We start from the raw sequence: 17,229 nt of genomic DNA on the forward strand, positions 1-17,229 counted from the left end.
CGAAGCTAGACCTCTTTTCGCGGTCCGCCAATAGGTATGGCAGCAATCGTGTGAACTTTGTCCTGGGTGTGGATAAACGGGGGTGCCCCGGCTACGGTGTGGCCCGTTCCGGGATCCCGTGAGCGCCGTCCCGTCGCGGCGGCATCGTCAGTCTCTGTATCGCAGATGGGAGTTCGACATGGACCGAAGGACCTTCAGCCGGCGGATGCTGGTCGGTGGCGCAGCCGCGGCCGCGACCGGGGTGACATCGTTGTCGCTCGGGGCGGTGGAGGCGAGCTCGGCCGAGAATCCGCCGCGTACGGCCCCGGCCGGCGGGGTGGTGCGCCGACTGAAGATGTACGCCGAGAAGCTGCCGAACGGCGAGCTGGGCTACGGCTTCGAGAAGGGCAAGGCCTCGATCCCCGGCCCCCTCATCGAGCTGAACGAGGGCGACACGGTCCACATCGAGTTCGAGAACCTCACCGACGTCGACGCCAGCCTCCACGTCCACGGGGTCGACTACGACATCGCCAACGACGGCACCCGGATGAACAAGAGCCACGTCGAGCCCGGCGGCACCCGGACGTACACCTGGCGCACCCACGCCCCGGGCCGCCGCAAGGACGGCACCTACGAGCCGGGCAGCGCGGGCTACTGGCACTACCACGACCACGTCGTCGGCACGGACCACGGCACCGGCGGCATCCGCAAGGGGCTGTACGGGCCGGTCGTCGTGCGCCGCAAGGGCGACATCCTGCCCGACCAGACCTGCACGGTCGTCTTCAACGACATGATGATCAACAACAAGACGGCCCACAACAGCGTCAACTTCGAGGCCACGGTGGGTGATCGGCTCGAATTCGTCATGATCACGCACGGTGAGTTCTACCACACCTTCCACATCCACGGTCACCGCTGGGCGGACAACCGGACGGGCATCCTCACCGGCCCCGACGACCCGAGCCGGGTCATCGACAACAAGATCTGCGGCCCCGCGGACTCCTTCGGCCTCCAGATCATCGCGGGCGAACGCGTGGGCGCGGGCGCCTGGATGTACCACTGTCACGTGCAGAGCCACTCCGACATGGGGATGGCCGGGCTGCTGCTGATCAAGAAGGCCGACGGCACCATCCCGGGCTACGAACCGCATCACGCGGCGGGCGGCACGGAGAAGAAGGCCGGGGCGAAGGGCGCCGGCGCGAACGCGGACAAGGCCGCGAAGGGCGCCGCGGAGCACCAGCACTGACCCCGGCCGTGTCCCCGTCCGTCACGGGGCCCGCGGAGGGGGCGGGCCCGGTCACGGGCGAAAGCCCGCCCGGTCGAGGACGTCGCTCGTCACGGGCCACGGGCCACGGGCCACGGACCACGGGCGAAGGGCCACCCGCCCCGGCCACGGGCTTGCCCCGGCCGAGGACGGCCCCGGCCCGGCCCGGCGCGGCCCCGGTCACGGGCGGCCGGCGTCGTCCGCGAGTCGCCGTTGCTCCTCCTCGACGATCGCCCGGGCCAGCTCGGCGTCGGAGACGTCCACCGCGTCCGGGGTGGTCTCCGCGAGATCGCTGCGCCGGGCGTACGCGTCGAACAGCCGGTCCTTGCGGGCCAGCAGTTCCACCAGCCGCTGGTCGACGCTGTCCGTGGCCAGCAGCCGGTGCACCTGGACCGGGCGCACCTGCCCCATCCGGTGCGCCCGGGCGACGGCCTGGTGCTCCAGCGTCGGCTTGATCTGCGGTTCGCACAGGATGACCACGGAGGCGGCCTGCATGTTCAGCCCGGTGCCCCCGGCCTGGATCTGGCTCAGCAGCACCGCGTGCCCGTCCACGGCGGAGAAGGCGTCGACGAGCTCCTGCCGCCGGGCCGGCGCGACGCTCCCGGAGAGCGGTCCGAAGGCGTCCGGGCCCAGGGCTTCGCCGACCGTCGCGAGGACCTCGCGGAAGTAGGAGAAGACGACCACCTTCAGGCCGGACTCGCTCGCCTCGTCGACCAGTTCGCGCAGCCGCCCCAGCTTGGCGGACGCCTCCGGCACGGCGTACGCGGCCCGGCGCATCCGCTGGAACCGCCCCGAGGCGACCGCCTCGCGGTAGGCCTCCCGGTCCTCGGCGCCCAGCTCCTCCCACTCGTCCACCTGTACCAGCGCCGGGAGCTCGGCCAGCACGTCGGCCTGGTTGCGGCGCAGATAGGCCGGGGCGACGGCCCGGCGGAAGGCCCGTGAACCGGCCGCGCCATGGGTGCCGCTGACCGACGGCGCGAGCTCCGGGCGGAGCTGGCGCACCAGGCTGCGGAACTCCTCGACCCGGTTCTCCATCGGGGTGCCCGTGAGGAACAGCACCCGCTCCACCCGCTCGGCCCAGCCGGCCACCGCCCGCGAACGGCGGGCCGCGGGGTTCTTCACGAAGTGGGCCTCGTCCACGACCAGCATCCCGGGCCGCACCGAGTCCGCCGCCCCGGGCAGCAGGTGCAGCGCGTCGAACGTGGTCACCGCGACCCCGCCGTTCTCCCGCCAGTCCGCGAACGCCCCGGTCCGCTCCGCACCGTGCACCGGCACCGCGCGCAGGGTGGAGCGGGCCCGGATCTCGCGGGTCCAGTTGATCAGCACGCTCGCCGGGCAGACCACGAGGAAGTGGCTTTCGCCGTGTGCGGCGAGATGGGCGAGCGCCGCGATGGCCTGCACGGTCTTGCCGAGCCCCATCTCGTCCCCGATGACCACCCGCTTCTGCGCCAGCGCGAAGCGCGCCCCGAACGCCTGGTAGCCGCGCAGGGACACCCGCAGACACGTGTCGTCCAGGCGCAGCGCGCGCACCCGGTCCGCGATCCCGGCGGGCAGGAACCCCTCGGCGGCGTCCCGGTCCGGACCGCTGCCGGACAACTCGGCGAGCAGGCTGTAGTACTCGGCGGACCGCAGCTCGAAGTCCACCCAGGCCTCGGCGGACGACGCCGGCGCCCGCAGCAGGTCTGCCGACACCTGGGCGAAAAGCACCGGCAGCTCCCGTTCCACGGCCTCCGCCACGGCCGCCCGCACCCCGTCGACGGCCTCCCGCGCCCGCGCCCGCGCCTCCCGCCCCGTGAACAGCATCCGCAGCCGGCTCCCGGCCGGTCCGGCCGCCGCCACCAGGGGGTCGAGCCGCTCGCTGAGCCGCCGCGCCGCGTCCACCGCACGCCGCACGTCCGCACCGGCCTCCACCAGCCGGTGCAGCGCGACGACCAGCGCGGTGCTCGTGTCGTCGGGAGCGTCCACGTCGATCCGCACCGATACGGTGTCCCGCACGGCGTGGGCGATCTGCCCGGCTGCCGCCAGCGCCTGATCGGCCGTGTGCGCGCCGACGCCGGGAATCTGCCGGAGTTCGTAACGGCCGGTGCCGTGGACCTGCCCGACGGTGCCGAACCCGGCCTGCTCCAACGCCCCGAGCCGCAGCCGCCCCTCGGTGACGTCCTTGAGCCGGGACACGGGGATGGCGGCCAGCTCCCGGTTCACCAGGGAGTCGAGCACCGGATCGAGCACGGAGCGCACGGCGTCCACGGCGTTCCCCCGGTCCGCCGGCACGGCACGGGCGCTCTCCAGGAGCCGCTCCGCCCGTGCGAGGAGTTCCCGGACCGCGCCGCCCGTCGGGACCCGGCTCGCGGCGGCCCCGTGCGCGCGTGTCCCGACGGCCGTGCTGCCGCCCGCCGCCCCGCTCTGCCTCATGTACGTCCCTCTGTTCCCGGAGCGGGTGTCCCACCGCCCCGGTGCCGGTGTGTCACCGCCCGGGGACCCGCTCCGCCGGCTCTCCCGCCATCGTGCCACGCACCGGCGACAGGCCCGCGCCCCGCGACGCAGCCCCCGGTCCCCGCCGGGCGTCGGGGCGCTACGGTCCCGCGGGCGGGCGGCGTTCGGCGGGGGAGAGCAGCAGCACCTCCAGGGCCCGGGCGCAGGAGCGGGCCTCGGCCAGCAGCCACTCGGTACGTTCCGCAGTGATCACCTCCGGCGTGGCCCGGACCGCGAGGGCGAAGCGGGCGTGCCCCGCGCCGTCGAGCACCGGCACGGCGAGGGTGCGCACCCCGAGCGCCGACTCACCGTCGTTCAGGGCGTACGCGTCGGCGCGCACGCGTGCCAGCTCCCGCTCCAGCGCGACGGGGTCGACGATGGTGCGGTCGGTGAACGCGGGCAGCGGCGGCAGCGAGCCGGGGCCGCCCTCGCCCGGCCGGGCCCAGGCCAGCAGCACCTTGCCCAGCGCGGTGGAGTGCAGCGGCCTGCGCAGCCCCACCTTCGGGGTCACGGAACCGCCGGCCACGATCACCGCGTGCGGCCCGCCGCGCAGCGCGAGGTCGGCCGTCGCGCCGGTCCGCTCCGCCAGGTCGGCCAGCTCGGGCGCGGCCAGATGCAGCCCGCGCTGGTGGTACGACAGCCGGCCCAGCTCGGTCACGGAGGGGCCGAGCCGGTAGCGCGACGTGCGCGGATCCTGCTCCAGGAAGCCGGCGGCGAGCAGCGTGCGGGCGAGCCGGTGGGCGGTGGACACCGGGAGTCCGAGGCGACGGGCCAGGTCCGACGCGCTGAGGTCGGGCCCGTTGTCGTGGAAACAGTGCAGGACGTCGAGGGCCCTCCGGACCGCCTGGGCGCCGCCCGGGGCGCGTACTGCCGCGGTCTCGGTCATCTCGGTTCACTCTCCGCTCGTGACGGGGGAAGGATGCTCCATCGTTGCCACATTGCGGGAGCGGAGGAGGGGCTCATCCCTGATGAGAAACACGCTGTTCACATGGAATCCCACATCATGGGAAGCGAGTTGTCGGCCCGTCCGGATCCGTGGCAGGCTTCGGCCGTCCCCACCGACGAGCGGAAAGGAGCCGTGGACCATGTCCGGACGCACCCTCGTACCGTCAGCCTCCGCACCCGGCTTCCCGGTGCCGCTCGCTCTCACCGCGCGCCGCCACATCGATCTGGCCCGCGTCTCCAGCGCCGCCTGTCGCTGACCGCCGCCGTACACCGCGCGTCGCGCACCCGGCCTCCGGCCCGGTTCGGCCGGACGGCCCGGCCCCTGCTCCGGCCCCGTTCCACGGTCCGGTTCCGTCCCAGGGGCCGTTAGTCCGGCCGAGCCGCGGCAGGCTCCGCCCGCCGCGCCCACGCGCCCCGTCCCTCGCCGCGCGGCACCCCGCGTCCCGTCTCCCCGGCGTGCCGGGGCGCACGGGGCCGAACACGGTCCGTACGGCAGCCGCGCACCGCATCACCCTCCTCGCCGTCCGCCGGCCTCCGCCCGCTCAGCCGAGCCTCCCGGAAAGACACCTCCATGACGCATGCCGCCGCCGTCCTGCCCCGCACCCTCTGGTTCACCCGCTGTCCCGTGCCCACGGCCACCGGCATCGCCGCCGACCGGCGGTGGCTCACCGAGGAGTTCGCCCGGGACGGCATCGAGGTCCGCTCCCTCCAGGACGCCGAACCCGACGCCGATCCCGCCGCGCACTACACCCACGCCCTGCCCGGCCTCTTCCGCGAAGGGGGCAACGTCCCCGCCCTCTGGGCCCGTTCGCGCGGCGAGCGGACCCGGCTCGTCGGTCTCACCTGGATCGAGGAGCGCCAGAGCATCCTGGTCGCCCCCGGCTCCGGCCTGCGCGGAGCCGCCGCGCTGCGCGGATCGAGGATCGCCCTCCCGGTCCACTCCATCGCCATCGACTTCTGGCGGGCCATGGCCCTGCGCGGCTTCGAGGGGGCCCTCGCCTCCGCGGGCCTCGGCCTCGCGGACGCCGTCCCGGTCGACGTACCGGCCGACGGTTCCCGTGGGCAGTGGTCGGCCGAGCTGGCCGCTCTGCGCCGGGGCGACGTCGACGCGGTGTACGTCAAGGGCGCCCTCGCCGTCGAAGCGGCCCGCCGGACCGGCGCGGAGGTGGCCGTCGACCTCGACGGCCTGCCCGACCCCGCCTTCCGGGTCAACAACGGCACCCCCCGGCCCATCACCGTCCACCAGGACCTCCTGGACGAACACCCCGGGCTCGTCGACCGCTTCCTGGCCGTCCTGCTCCGGGCCGCCGACTGGGCCGCAGGCCGGCCGGACGAGGTCGACCGGATCCTCGGCGCCGAGACCGGGGCCGGGGCCGAGGGGGTCGCCGGCGCCTACCTCCCCGGCACCCACCGCACCCTGCACCCCGACCTCTCGGCGCACCGCCTCACCCTGCTCGCCGCCCAGGAGAAGGCCCTGCGCGCCCACGGCTTCCTCCCCGAGGCCGTCGACATCGACTCCTGGGCCGACCCCGCACCGCTCCGCCGGGCCGCCGCGCTGAACGGCACGCCCGCACTCCCGCCACCCGTCACCCCCTGACCCCGAGGACCTCCGTCATGCATGTCACGCGACCACTCCGTACCACCGCTCCCGCCGCCCTGCTCACGGCCACCGCACTCCTCGCGCTGTCCGCCTGCGGCACCTCCGAGGCGGACAGCACCGGCTCCCGAGGTTCCGGTTCCGGACAGACCGTCGAGGTGCGCATCCCGGACCCCGGCAACTCCGGCGTCCTCGCCCTCGGCAAGAAGGACGGCAGCCTGGACAAGGCGCTGGGCAAGGTCGGCGCGAAGGTGAAGTGGACCGGCAGCGCGGGGCCCTTCGCCCCCGCGGCCCAGGCGATGAACGCCGACCAGCTGGACATCGCCACCGGCTCCATCACCTCCGGCATCACCTCTCTCGCGCAGCGCCCCGGCTTCCGCTTCTTCACCGCCGTCGACCCGGACGCCGCGGGCGAGGGCATCCTCGTCCGCGACGGCTCCGGCATCGAGTCCGTCGCCGACCTCGTGGGGAAGAAGGTCGCCGTCAACCAGGGCGGCACCGGCGAGTACCTGCTGCTCAAGGCGTTGGCCAAGGCGAAGATCCCGGCCGGGAAGGTGGAACGGGTCTACCTCCGGCCCGACCAGACCGCCGCCGTCCTCAACGCCGGACAGGTCGACGCCTGGGCCGTCTGGGCCACCTACGCGGTCGCCGAGATCGGCAGCGGCAAGGCGCACTTCGTCGCCGACGGCGCGGCCATCGGCTCCGACAACTACAGCCTCAACGCCGTGCGTACGGGCTTCGCCGAGGAGCATCCCGAGGTCGTCCGGGCGCTCTACGACTACCTCCACGAAGCCAGCGCCAAGGAGAGGAAGGACCCGGCCGCCTACCTCAACGTCTTCACGGACGTCGGTCCGACCGCCGTCACCGGCAGGGCCAAGCAGGTCCAGACCGAGATCACCGCCCAGGGCGGCACCGTCGACCCGATCGGCCCCGAGGACATCGCCCGCTTCGAGGCGGTCGCCGCCTTCTACGCCGAGCAGAAGGTCACCCGGCAGAAGGTCGACGTGGCGGCCCACCTCCTCGACGTGGAGAAGCTGACATGAGCGAGTCCCCCGCCGCCGGGACGAAGGTTCCTCCAGCTGCGGAGACCTCCGAGAACCCGCCGCCCTCCGGGCTCGTCACCCCGCGCCCGCACCTGCGCAGCCCCCGCAGCCGTCCCTACGCCCTCACGGTCCGGGCGCTCGGCCCGGTGGTCCTGCTCGCCCTGTGGTGGGCGGCCTCCGCGACCGGGCTGCTGACCGCCGACGTCCTCGCCTCACCGGCGGAGGTGTTCCGCGCCGTGGGGGAGCTCTGGGGCAACGGACAACTGCCCGACGCCCTGACCACCTCGCTGACCCGGTCCGGCCTCGGCCTGGTCATCGGCCTCGCCGCCGGACTCGCCCTCGGCATCGTCACGGGATTCACCCGGCTCGGGGACGAACTCCTCGACTCCTCCCTCCAGACCCTGCGCACCATCCCCTTCCTCTCCCTCGTCCCGCTGTTCATGGTCTGGTTCGGCATCAACGAGACCGCGAAGATCCTCCTCATCGCCGTCGCCACCACCTTCCCCATGTACGTCTCCACCTCCAGCGGGGTCCGCACCACCGACCCGAAGCTGATCGAGGCGATGCGCGCCTTCGGGATGAGCCGGCTCGGCATCGTCCGCCAAGTCGTCCTGCCCGGCGCGCTGCCCTCGCTCCTCGCCGGACTGCGGCTCTCCATGACGCTCAGCGTCATCGCCCTCATCGCCGCCGAGGAGATCAACGCCACCGCGGGCATCGGCTATCTGATGTCCCAGGCACAGAGCTACGCCCGCACCGACATCCTCGCCGTCTGCATCCTCGTGTACGGACTCCTCGGCCTCACCGCCGACGTCCTCGTCCGGCTCCTGGAACGCGTCCTGATGCCGTGGCGCACCCCGCAGGGAGCCCGCCGATGACCGGAACCGGAGAACGGACCACCGCCGTACGGGTGCGGGGGCTGCGCCGGGCCTTCGGCACCCGCGCCGTACTCGACGGTCTCGAACTCGACATCGCCCGGGGGGAGTTCGTCGCCCTCCTCGGTGCCAGCGGCAGCGGCAAGACGACGCTCCTGCGCATCCTCGGAGCGCTGGACGGGGCCGACGGGGGAGAGGTGCTGGTGCCCGAGAGCCGCACGATCGTCTTCCAGGAACCCCGCCTCGTACCGTCCAAGAAGGTCCTCGCCAACGTGACCGTCGCCCTGCCCGGGTCCCGGACGCCGGACGGGCTGAGGGCGCTCGCCGAAGTGGGCCTGGAAGATCACGCCGAGGCCTGGCCGGCCACCCTCTCCGGGGGCGAGGCCCAGCGGGTCGCCCTCGCCCGCGCCCTGGTGAGGGAGCCGGAACTGCTGCTGCTGGACGAGCCGTTCGCCGCCCTGGACGCGCTCACCCGGCTGAAGATGCACCACCTGGTCGATGAGCTGTGCCGCAGGCACCGCCCCGCCGTGCTCCTGGTCACCCATGACGTCGACGAGGCCGTGCGGCTCGCGGACCGGGTGGCCGTCCTGCGCGACGGGCGGCTCGTCACCGACGAGCCCGTCGCCGTCGACCGCCCCCGCGACCCCGGAGACCCGGCCTTCGCCGCACTGCGCCGACGCCTCCTGGACGATCTCGGTGTCCCCGCCGCGCCGGGAGCCGCCCCCACGCCCGCCACCGGGCCCGCCCCCACGCCCGCCCCACTCTCCGTAGGAGTGATCTGAATGACCATCACCATCGGTGTCCACGCCAGCAATCCGTCCCTCTACCACCTCTACCACCTGACCCGGCACGGCTTCGCCCAGCGGGAACTGGAGCCGCTCGGCGAGAGCGTCGCCTTCCACCCGTACAGCAACGGCGTCCGCACGGGCGAGCTGCTCAGCCGGGGGGTCATCGACTTCGGCGGCACCGGCTCCACCCCGCCCGTGACCGCCCAGGCGGCGGGCCACGACCTCGTCTACACGGCGGTCTCCGCCCCGCGCCCCGAACACGGCGCCCTGCTGGTCCCCGAGGACAGCCCCCTGCGGACGGCCGCCGACCTCAAGGGCGCCACCGTCCACCTGGCGATCGGCTCCTGGCAGACCCACCTGGTCGCCAAGGCGCTCGACGACGCGGGACTCTCCTACGCCGACGACATCACCGCCGAACGCTCCACCGCCGACAGCGAACAGCTCCTGCGCACCGGAGCCGTCGCCGCCTGGGTCGCGCAGGGACCGCAGCTCGCCGCGGCCCGACGCACCGGCGGGCTGCGCACCCTGATCCGTACCGGCGACGTCATCACCGACCGCTCGGTGTTCTTCACCCGGCGCGCGCTCGCCGAGGAACGGCCCGAGATCATCGAGGCCCTCACCCGCGCGCTCCGGCGGGCCGACGACTGGGCGGCAGCCCACCCACGCGACGCCGCGCGGATCGCCTCCGCCGACCTCGGCGGCACGGTCGACGACTGGGAGAGCGCCCTGACCGCACTGCCGTGGCGGATCGAGGCGGTCGGCGACGCGTTCCTGGCCGAACAGCAGGAGGCCGCCGACATCTTCCACCGCACCGGCTTCATCGAGCGCCCGGTCACCGTGGCGGACGCCGTCGCCCGTACGGCCGGCCGCCCGGCGAAGGCGAGTTGAGGGAGATGGCCACCGAAGTCCTCTGGTACATCATCCCCCGCGAGGGCGCCTATCCGTGGGAACCGTCGGGGCGGCGCCCCGTCGACCTCGGCTATCTCAGCAGGCTCGCCGGAACGGTCGAACAGCTCGGCTACAGCGGTGCGTTGCTCGCCACCGACCTCTACGACGTCTGGCCGCTCGGCAGTGCGCTGGCCGCCTCCACCAGCACCCGGTTCAAGCCGCTGCTCGCCGTCCACCCGGGGCTGATCTCACCGACCCTGCTCGCCAAGATGGCCCTCAGCTTCGACACCCTCTTCGGCGGCCGGCTGCGCTTCAACGTCGTCAACGGCTCCACCAAGTCCCTCCAGGAGTACGGGCTCCACGTGGAGCACGACGAACGGTACGAGCTGAGCGCCGAGTACTGGTCGATCGTGAAGCGGCTCACCGCCGGCGAGGTGTTCGACCACCGGGGCCGCTTCTACGACCTGAGGGACGCGGGCGCGTCCTTCCGCGAGCTGAAGCCCGTCCAGGACCCGCACATCCCGCTCTGGTTCGGCGGCTCCTCCGACCCCGGCATCGAGATGGCCGCCGAACACGTCGACGTCTTCCTCACCTGGGGCGAGCCCCCGCACCTGCTGAAGGAGAAGCTGGAGCGGGTCAGGGCCCGGGCCGCCGCCCACGGGCGCACCCTGCGCATCGGTCTGCGGCTGCACCTCATCGTCCGGGACACCGAGGACGCGGCCTGGGCGGCGGCCGACCGGCTGCTGGACGTCACCAGCGAGGCCACGTACGCCCGGCAGCTCGGCGACCGGGCGGGCGAGGACGGCGTCGGCTGGCAGCGGCAGTTCCGCCAGCACGGCGGCAGGGTCCCCGCCCGCGCACGGGAGCTGGAGGTCCACCCCAACATGTGGCCGGGCATGAGCCTCTTCCGGCCCGGTCCCGGCACGGCGGTCGTCGGCTCCACGGCGCAGGTCGTCGAACGCCTGCGGGAGTTCCAGGACCTGGGCGTCGACACCTTCATCCTGTCCGGCAACCCCCTGCTGGAGGAGGCCTACCGCGTCGCCGAGACCGTGCTCCCCTCCCTCGGCGTACGGCGCTGAACGACCACCGCCCGACGGCCGGGGCCGACGCGCCGGTCCAACGCTTCGCCCCGGCCACCGGAGCTGTCTACGCTGAGCCGCGTGACAGCAGCGACCACCGCCGGCCCCGGCCCCCACCGGACCGCCCGGAGCCGGGAGCCCCACGGCCCCTTCGGTGCGTCGCACCCCGGTCGGCCCCGCGCGGACTGCGCTCGTCGGCGCCCGGTGCGAGACTCGGAACGAGAGGTACCACGCGGCGGCACACGACGAGCAGGACCGCCCGGACCGACTGAGGAGCGCGCCATGATCAGCCCCACCTTCTTCGACGGAGCGCCCAACTGGGTCGATCTGGGCACCCCCGACCTCGACGGGGCCGCCGCCTTCTACCGGGGACTGTTCGGCTGGGGCCTGGTCCCCGGCGGCCCCGAGGTCGGCGGCTACGGGATGCTCACCCTGGACGGCCGGTACGTCGGCGGGGTGATGACGGTGTCGCAGGAGGATGCGCCGAGCGCCTGGTCGGTCTCCTTCCAGTCGCCCGACATCGCCGCCACCGCCGCGGCGGTGGAGCGGGCCGGGGGCGCCGCCGCGTTCGAGCCGATGGACGTCCTGGACTTCGGCAGCATGGGCGGATTCACGGATCCGGCCGGTGCGTACTTCGGCGCCTGGCAGCCGAAGGAGCACCCCGGCTTCGGCGTCGTCCAGGAGCCCGGCTCGTTCCTCTGGGCCGAGCTGTACACCTCCGACGTCCCGGCGGCGGCCGCGTTCTTCGGCACCGTCTTCGGCTGGGGGACCGACCGGATGAAGGTGGAGGGCACCGACTACACCTACACCACGGTCCACCCCGCCGGCGCCGGCCCGGACGCCTCGTTCGGCGGCCTGGTCAGGATGGGCGACGTCCCGTCCGAGGCCGCCCGTGGCCCGCACTGGCTGCCCTACTTCGCCGTGGCGGACGTCGACGCCACGGTGGCGGAGGCGAAGCGGCTCGGCGGCACGGAGACCCTCGCCGCCACGGACGTGCCCGGCGTCGGCAAGATGGCCAACGTGGCCGACCCGTACGGGGCGGTCTTCGCGGTGATGCGGCCCGAGCCGAGGCAGTAGCCGCGGGCGGGGCCGCCGCCGGCTCCGGCGAGCACCCCCGTGACCGTCCTCGCCCCCTATTGATGAATCGTTGATCAGTCGTTTATCGCCACCGGGCACCGTGTGCACCATGCTGATCAACACCGTGACCGACGACGCGCTCGCCTGGCAGGAGTCCGCGTTGTGCGCGCAGGCCGGGCCCGAGTTCTTCTTCCCGGCCCCGGGCAGTTCGACCCGCGAGGCCAAGCAGTTGTGCAACGCCTGCGAAGGCCGCGTGGCCTGCCTGGAGTACGCCCTCGCCAACGACGAGCGGTTCGGCGTCTGGGGCGGGCTGTCGGAGAAGGAGCGCGAGCGGCTGCGCAGAGAAGGCCGCGACCGGGGCTGAACGCGCCCGCTCACAGCTGCCACCCAGCACGTCTCCGGGTGTTCGGACCGGGCCCGCCGCCATCGGGCGACGACCGACGCGCACCGCCCCTCGTCCTCGACGGCCCCGCACCGGCCGCCCCGCACGCGCCGCCGGGACCGCGGCGGACCGCCCACGGGTGGGACGGGCCGCGGCGCACCCGGCCGCGATGCTCCGCCGGCCCCCGGACGAGATGCGGGAGGCGGCGTACGCCGGGGCCACCGCCGAGGAGGGGTGACGTCCCGGACCCGGTGGGGCCGGGACGGTGGACGGAACGGGGCGGGGACGGGGATCAGGCGCGCCCGCGCGCCGCCATCCGCGCCTTGCGCGCGGCGAGCTTCTCGTCGAACTTCGACGCCTCGCTGTCCAGCCCGCCCATGTAGAGACCGAGCTCCTCCTGGGCCTTCGCGCCCTCCGGGCCGAGCCCGTCGATGTCCATGACCTTCAGGAAGCGCAGCACCGGCTGGATCACGTCGTCGTGGTGGATGCGCATGTTGTAGATCTCGCCGATCGCCATCTGCGCGGCGGCCCGCTCGAAGCCGGGCATCCCGTGTCCGGGCATCCGGAAGTTGACGACGACGTCGCGCACGGCCTGCATGGTCAGGTCCGGGGCCAGCTCGAAGGCGGCGCCCAGGAGGTTGCGGTAGAAGACCATGTGGAGGTTCTCGTCGGTCGCGATCCGGGCCAGCATCCGGTCGCAGACCGGGTCGCCGGACTGGTGGCCGGTGTTGCGGTGCGAGACGCGGGTGGCCAGCTCCTGGAAGGCGACGTACGCGACGGAGTGCAGCATCGAGTGCCGGTTGTCCGACTCGAAGCCCTCCGCCATGTGCGCCATCCGGAACTGCTCCAGCTTGTCCGGGTCCACGGCGCGCGAGGTGAGGAGGTAGTCGCGCATCACGATGCCGTGGCGGCCCTCCTCGGCGGTCCACCGGTGCACCCAGGTGCCCCACGCGCCGTCGCGGCCGAAGAGGGAGGCGATCTCGTGGTGGTAGCTGGGGAGGTTGTCCTCGGTGAGGAGGTTCACCACGAGCGCGACCTTGCCGATGTCGGTGACCTTGGACTGGTCGGCCGCCCACGCCTCGCCGTCCTCGAAGATGCCGGGGAAGTTCCGGCCGTCGGAGAACGGGACGTACTCGTGGGGCATCCAGTCCTTGGCGACCTTGAGATGGCGGTTGAGTTCCTTCTCCACCACCTCTTCCAGCGCGTACAGCAGTTGGGCGTCGGTCCACGCCTTCGAACTGCCGAGGTGGGGAGAGGTGATCGTCACGGGGAGCTCCTGGGGACGGGAGAATTACCTACGGCTTCGTAGGTTACGTGACCGTAGGTTAAGGCGGCGGTAAGGCCAAAGCCAAGCCCGTCCCCGGGAACGGGCGGACACGGAGAGTCATCCGCCCAGGTGAGGGTGCATGCGAAGGACCCTCCCGGGGCCTCTCGGGGACACCTTGGCCCTTCGCGGACCCTTCGCCGGCCCGGCCTCACCGCTCCGGCAGCGGTCGCTCCACCCCCGGGTCCCGGCGCAGATAGTGGCCGGTGACCGACGTCGGATGGGCCAGCAGCTCGGCGGGCGTCCCCTCGAAGACCACCTCGCCGCCGCCCTTGCCGCCGTCCGGACCGAGGTCGATCACCCAGTCCGCCCGCTTGACGACATCCAGGTTGTGCTCCACACAGATCACCGTGTTCCCCGCGTCGACCAGCCGGTCCAGCAGGTCCACCAAGGTGCCCGTGTCCGCCAGGTGCAGCCCGGTCGTCGGCTCGTCCAGCACGTACACGCTGGAGGTGCGGTGCAGTTGTGTGGCGAGCTTGATCCGCTGACGCTCGCCGCCCGACAGGGAGGAGAGCGGCTGCCCCAGGGCGAGATAGGTCAGGCCGACCGCGTCGAGGGTCCGCAGCTTCCGCAGCAGCACCGGGTCCTCGAACAGTCCGGCCGCCCGCGCCGCCGTCATGCCCAGGACGTCCACGATCGACCGCCCGGAGACCCGGTGCTTCAGCACGTCGTCGTGGAACCGGCGGCCCTCGCACTCCGGGCAGGTCGTGGTGACCGGATCCATGAACGCCAGGTCGGTCGAGATCTCTCCGCGCCCCGCGCAACCAGCGCAGGCCCCGGCCGAGTTGAAACTGAACAGGCCCGCGTCCACGCCGTTCTCCCGGGCGAACACCCTGCGGATGGCGTCCAGCGCGCCGATGTACGAGGCGGGGGTGGAGCGGGACGAGGCCGTGATCGCGCTCTGGTCGATCACCACCGCCTCCGGGTACGCCGCCGTGAACACCCGCGACACCAGGGTCGACTTACCGGAACCCGCCACCCCCGTCACCGCGGTCAGCACCCCGGTGGGGAACGACACGTCCAGGCCCTTGAGGTTGTGCAGGTCGGCCCCGTACACCGGGAGCCGGCCGGTGGGGGAGCGGACCGTCTCCTTGAGCGGGGTACGGGCGCGCAACGACCGGCCGGTGAGCGTGTCGGCATCGCGCAGCCGCTCGAAGGGCCCCTCGAAGACGACGTGACCCCCGTCCGCCCCGGCCCGCGGCCCCATGTCGACGACGTGGTCGGCCACGGCCATCACATCGGGGTCGTGCTCGACGACCAGCACCGTGTTGCCCTTGTCGCGCAGCCGCACCAGCAGGTCGCCCAGCCGTCCGACGTCGCGCGGATGCAGGCCGACGCTGGGCTCGTCGAAGACGAACGTCAGCCCGGTGAGCGAACTGCCCAGGTGACGCACCATCTTGAGGCGCTGCCCCTCGCCCCCCGACAGGGTCGTGGTCTCCCGGTCCAGACTCAGATATCCGAGCCCGATGCCGACCAGCCGCTCCAGCCGCTCCCGGGCCGCGGCGGCGATCGGCCCGCCCACCGGATCGTCGATCCGCGCCAGGACGCCGACGAGATCGGAGACTTCCATCCGGCCGTAGTCGGCGGGCGAGAGCCCGCCGATCCGGGTGGCGAGCGCCGCCGCGTTCAGCCGTGCCCCGCCGCAGGCCCCGCAGACCCGCTCCACGGTGAACCGGGCCGCCGCCTCGCGCCGCTTCTCCGAGAGCGAGGCGGTGTCACGCTTGAGGTACAGGCGCTCGAAGCGGGTCACGACCCCTTCGAACTTCATGTCGGCCGACCCCGTGCGCAGGTCGAGGCGGACGGAGAACCCCGAACCGCGCAGCAGGAGCCGGCGCTCCTCCTCGCCGAACTCGGCCAGCGGCAGGTCGTTGTCGAACCGCCCCGACCCGCCGTACAGGTTCCACTCCCAACTGCCCACCGACAGACCGGGCAGCAGCAGCGCACCCTCGTTCAGCGACTTCGACCAGTCGATCGCCCGGTCGATATCCAGCTGGACCGTGCGTCCCACCCCGTCGCACTCCGGGCACATCCCGGCGGGATCGTTGAACGAGTACGCCGTCGCCCCGCCCGCGCTCGGGGTACCGCACCGGGAGAACAGCACGCGGAGCACCGACCAGATGTCGGTCGCCGTGCCCACGGTGGAGCGGACATTCCCGCCCAGCGGCTTCTGGTCGATCACGATGGCCACCGAGAGGTCCTCGACGGTTTCGACCTGCGGCCGCTCGTACTTCGGCAGCCGGTTGCGCAGGAACGAGGTGAAGGTCTCGTTCAGCTGCCGCTGCGACTCCACGGCGATCGTGTCGAAGACGACCGACGACTTGCCCGAACCGGACACGCCGGTGAAGACGGTGATCCGGCCCTTGGGGATCCTGAGGGAGACGTCGCGCAGATTGTTCTCGCGCGCGCCGGTGATGACGATGTCGCGGTGTGCGGAGCCAGGGGTGCACGGCTCCGCGCCGCGCTCGGGGAAGCGATCCATGAGCGCGACGCTAGGCGGGATACCCGACAGCTTCTGTCCCCTTTTCCCGGGGGATCAGGGGAAGCGCCCGGACGGTGTCCGAGCACGCGTACCGGGTACCGGCGCCGGGCCGAAGGCGCCACTCGTCCAAGGAGGTGCCATGCGTGTCCGAGGAGGTGCCCATTCGTACAAGACGCAGGAGCGCCGGCCCCGCCATCCTCGCCCGCATGGATCTCCACGACAGCACTGACGCGCACGGACCGCACGTGGTCCACGACGGCCCGCGGGACGCGCCACCGCTCCTGCTCATCCACGGATCGGGCGCCTCCGGCAGCTCCTGGGGCCCGGTGGTGCCGGCCCTGGCCCGCCGGTACCACGTCGTCCGCGTCGACCTGCCGGGCCACGGCCAGTCGCCGCCCGCGGCCTCCTACGACGTGCCCGAGCAGGCGGCGGGCCTGGCCGCGACGCTCGACGGACTCGGGCTGCGCCCCGTGACCGTGGCCGGACACTCCAGCGGCGGATACATCGCGACCGCCCTCGCCGAGCAGCGCCCGGACCTGGCGCCGTCCCTCGCGCTGATCAGCAGCGGCCCGAGCCCCGACGCGCTCCTCCCGCAGCCCGCCCCCCTCCGGGCCCTCATCGCCCCGCCGCTCGGCCCGCTGCTGTGGCGCGTCCGGTCCGACGCGATGCTCCGCCGGGGGGTGACCGCGGTGTGCCGGCGCCCGGTGAGCGTCCCGGACGACCTGATCGCCGACGTACGGAACATCGGCTACCGCACCTTCAGGACGGTGCTGCGCCGCAACAGCGCGTACATCGCCGACCGGAGCGTGCCCACGCGTCTGCGCGCACTCGGCGTCCCGGCCCTCGTGGTCTTCGGCGCCGAGGACCCCCGCTGGGATCCGGACGCGGCCCACCGCTACGAAGCGGCACCCGACACGCGGGTCGAGCGACTGCCCGGGGTCGGGCACTTCCCCATGCTCGAAGCACCGCGGGAGACCGCCGACGTGCTGCTGCGCTTCATGGCGACGGTCCGCTGACCCTGCGGGCGGCCACCCCGGCCG

15 protein-coding genes are annotated in these 17,229 nt (G+C 73.3%); 11 read left to right on the forward strand and 4 right to left on the reverse strand.

Going from position 1 to position 17,229, the window contains the following annotated elements:
* The first annotated feature begins 178 nt into the window (after positions 1-178).
* Positions 179-1,225, forward strand: a complete 1,047-nt coding sequence (locus tag DTB53_RS30540; protein ID WP_012378248.1) for a multicopper oxidase domain-containing protein — start codon at positions 179-181, stop codon at positions 1,223-1,225.
* A gap of 198 nt (positions 1,226-1,423) precedes the next feature.
* On the opposite strand, the gene DTB53_RS30545 is transcribed toward DTB53_RS30540, so the two are convergent.
* Positions 1,424-3,655 (reverse strand): DEAD/DEAH box helicase, encoded by a 2,232-nt coding sequence (locus DTB53_RS30545; RefSeq protein WP_012378247.1) that lies wholly within the window; start codon positions 3,653-3,655, stop codon positions 1,424-1,426.
* Positions 3,656-3,815: 160 nt separating this feature from the next.
* Positions 3,816-4,601, reverse strand: coding sequence for an IclR family transcriptional regulator (locus DTB53_RS30550; protein WP_003964908.1), 786 nt, complete (start codon positions 4,599-4,601; stop codon positions 3,816-3,818).
* A gap of 199 nt (positions 4,602-4,800) precedes the next feature.
* On the opposite strand from DTB53_RS30550, the gene DTB53_RS38055 reads away from it, so the two are divergent.
* The 9 genes from DTB53_RS38055 (at position 4,801) to DTB53_RS30590 (ending at position 12,368) form a co-directional block, all read left to right on the forward strand.
* A complete protein-coding gene (locus DTB53_RS38055) occupies positions 4,801-4,917 on the forward strand; it encodes a putative leader peptide (RefSeq protein ID WP_003964907.1) in 117 nt (38 codons plus the stop codon).
* Between the two features lie 314 nt (positions 4,918-5,231).
* The gene (locus tag DTB53_RS30555) at positions 5,232-6,257 is read left to right on the forward strand and encodes an ABC transporter substrate-binding protein (protein ID WP_012378246.1); all 1,026 of its coding nucleotides are present in this window, start codon (positions 5,232-5,234) and stop codon (positions 6,255-6,257) included.
* A gap of 17 nt (positions 6,258-6,274) precedes the next feature.
* On the forward strand, positions 6,275-7,300 hold the full coding sequence (locus tag DTB53_RS30560) for an NrtA/SsuA/CpmA family ABC transporter substrate-binding protein (RefSeq protein ID WP_003964905.1): 1,026 nt from the start codon (positions 6,275-6,277) through the stop codon (positions 7,298-7,300).
* Complete coding sequence (locus DTB53_RS30565) at positions 7,297-8,175, forward strand: ABC transporter permease (RefSeq protein WP_012378245.1); 879 nt, start codon at positions 7,297-7,299, stop codon at positions 8,173-8,175. Before DTB53_RS30560 ends, DTB53_RS30565 begins: the two co-directional genes overlap by 4 nt.
* Positions 8,172-8,954: an ABC transporter ATP-binding protein gene (locus DTB53_RS30570; RefSeq protein WP_012378244.1), complete on the forward strand. Its 783-nt coding sequence runs from the start codon at positions 8,172-8,174 to the stop codon at positions 8,952-8,954. Before DTB53_RS30565 ends, DTB53_RS30570 begins: the two co-directional genes overlap by 4 nt.
* Positions 8,955-9,848 (forward strand): ABC transporter substrate-binding protein, encoded by an 894-nt coding sequence (locus tag DTB53_RS30575; RefSeq protein ID WP_012378243.1) that lies wholly within the window; start codon positions 8,955-8,957, stop codon positions 9,846-9,848.
* 5 nt (positions 9,849-9,853) lie between these two features.
* Positions 9,854-10,927 (forward strand): LLM class flavin-dependent oxidoreductase, encoded by a 1,074-nt coding sequence (locus DTB53_RS30580; protein WP_042495659.1) that lies wholly within the window; start codon positions 9,854-9,856, stop codon positions 10,925-10,927.
* A 282-nt stretch (positions 10,928-11,209) separates the two neighbouring features.
* Positions 11,210-12,004: a VOC family protein gene (locus DTB53_RS30585; protein ID WP_012378241.1), complete on the forward strand. Its 795-nt coding sequence runs from the start codon at positions 11,210-11,212 to the stop codon at positions 12,002-12,004.
* Between the two features lie 109 nt (positions 12,005-12,113).
* Positions 12,114-12,368, forward strand: a complete 255-nt coding sequence (locus DTB53_RS30590; protein WP_003964899.1) for a WhiB family transcriptional regulator — start codon at positions 12,114-12,116, stop codon at positions 12,366-12,368.
* Between the two features lie 310 nt (positions 12,369-12,678).
* Here DTB53_RS30590 and DTB53_RS30595 read toward each other — a convergent pair whose 3' ends face one another.
* The gene (locus DTB53_RS30595; RefSeq protein ID WP_003964898.1) at positions 12,679-13,653 is read right to left on the reverse strand and encodes an acyl-ACP desaturase; all 975 of its coding nucleotides are present in this window, start codon (positions 13,651-13,653) and stop codon (positions 12,679-12,681) included.
* 208 nt (positions 13,654-13,861) lie between these two features.
* Positions 13,862-16,189 (reverse strand): ATP-binding cassette domain-containing protein, encoded by a 2,328-nt coding sequence (locus DTB53_RS30600; RefSeq protein ID WP_012378240.1) that lies wholly within the window; start codon positions 16,187-16,189, stop codon positions 13,862-13,864.
* Between the two features lie 206 nt (positions 16,190-16,395).
* On the opposite strand from DTB53_RS30600, the gene DTB53_RS30605 reads away from it, so the two are divergent.
* Entirely contained in the window at positions 16,396-17,205 is an 810-nt protein-coding gene (locus tag DTB53_RS30605; protein WP_042495655.1) for an alpha/beta fold hydrolase, read from the forward strand.
* Positions 17,206-17,229 lie beyond the last annotated feature (24 nt).

Origin of the sequence: Streptomyces griseus, from assembly GCF_900460065.1 — a bacterium.
Taxonomy (GTDB): Bacteria; Actinomycetota; Actinomycetes; order Streptomycetales; family Streptomycetaceae; genus Streptomyces; species Streptomyces griseus.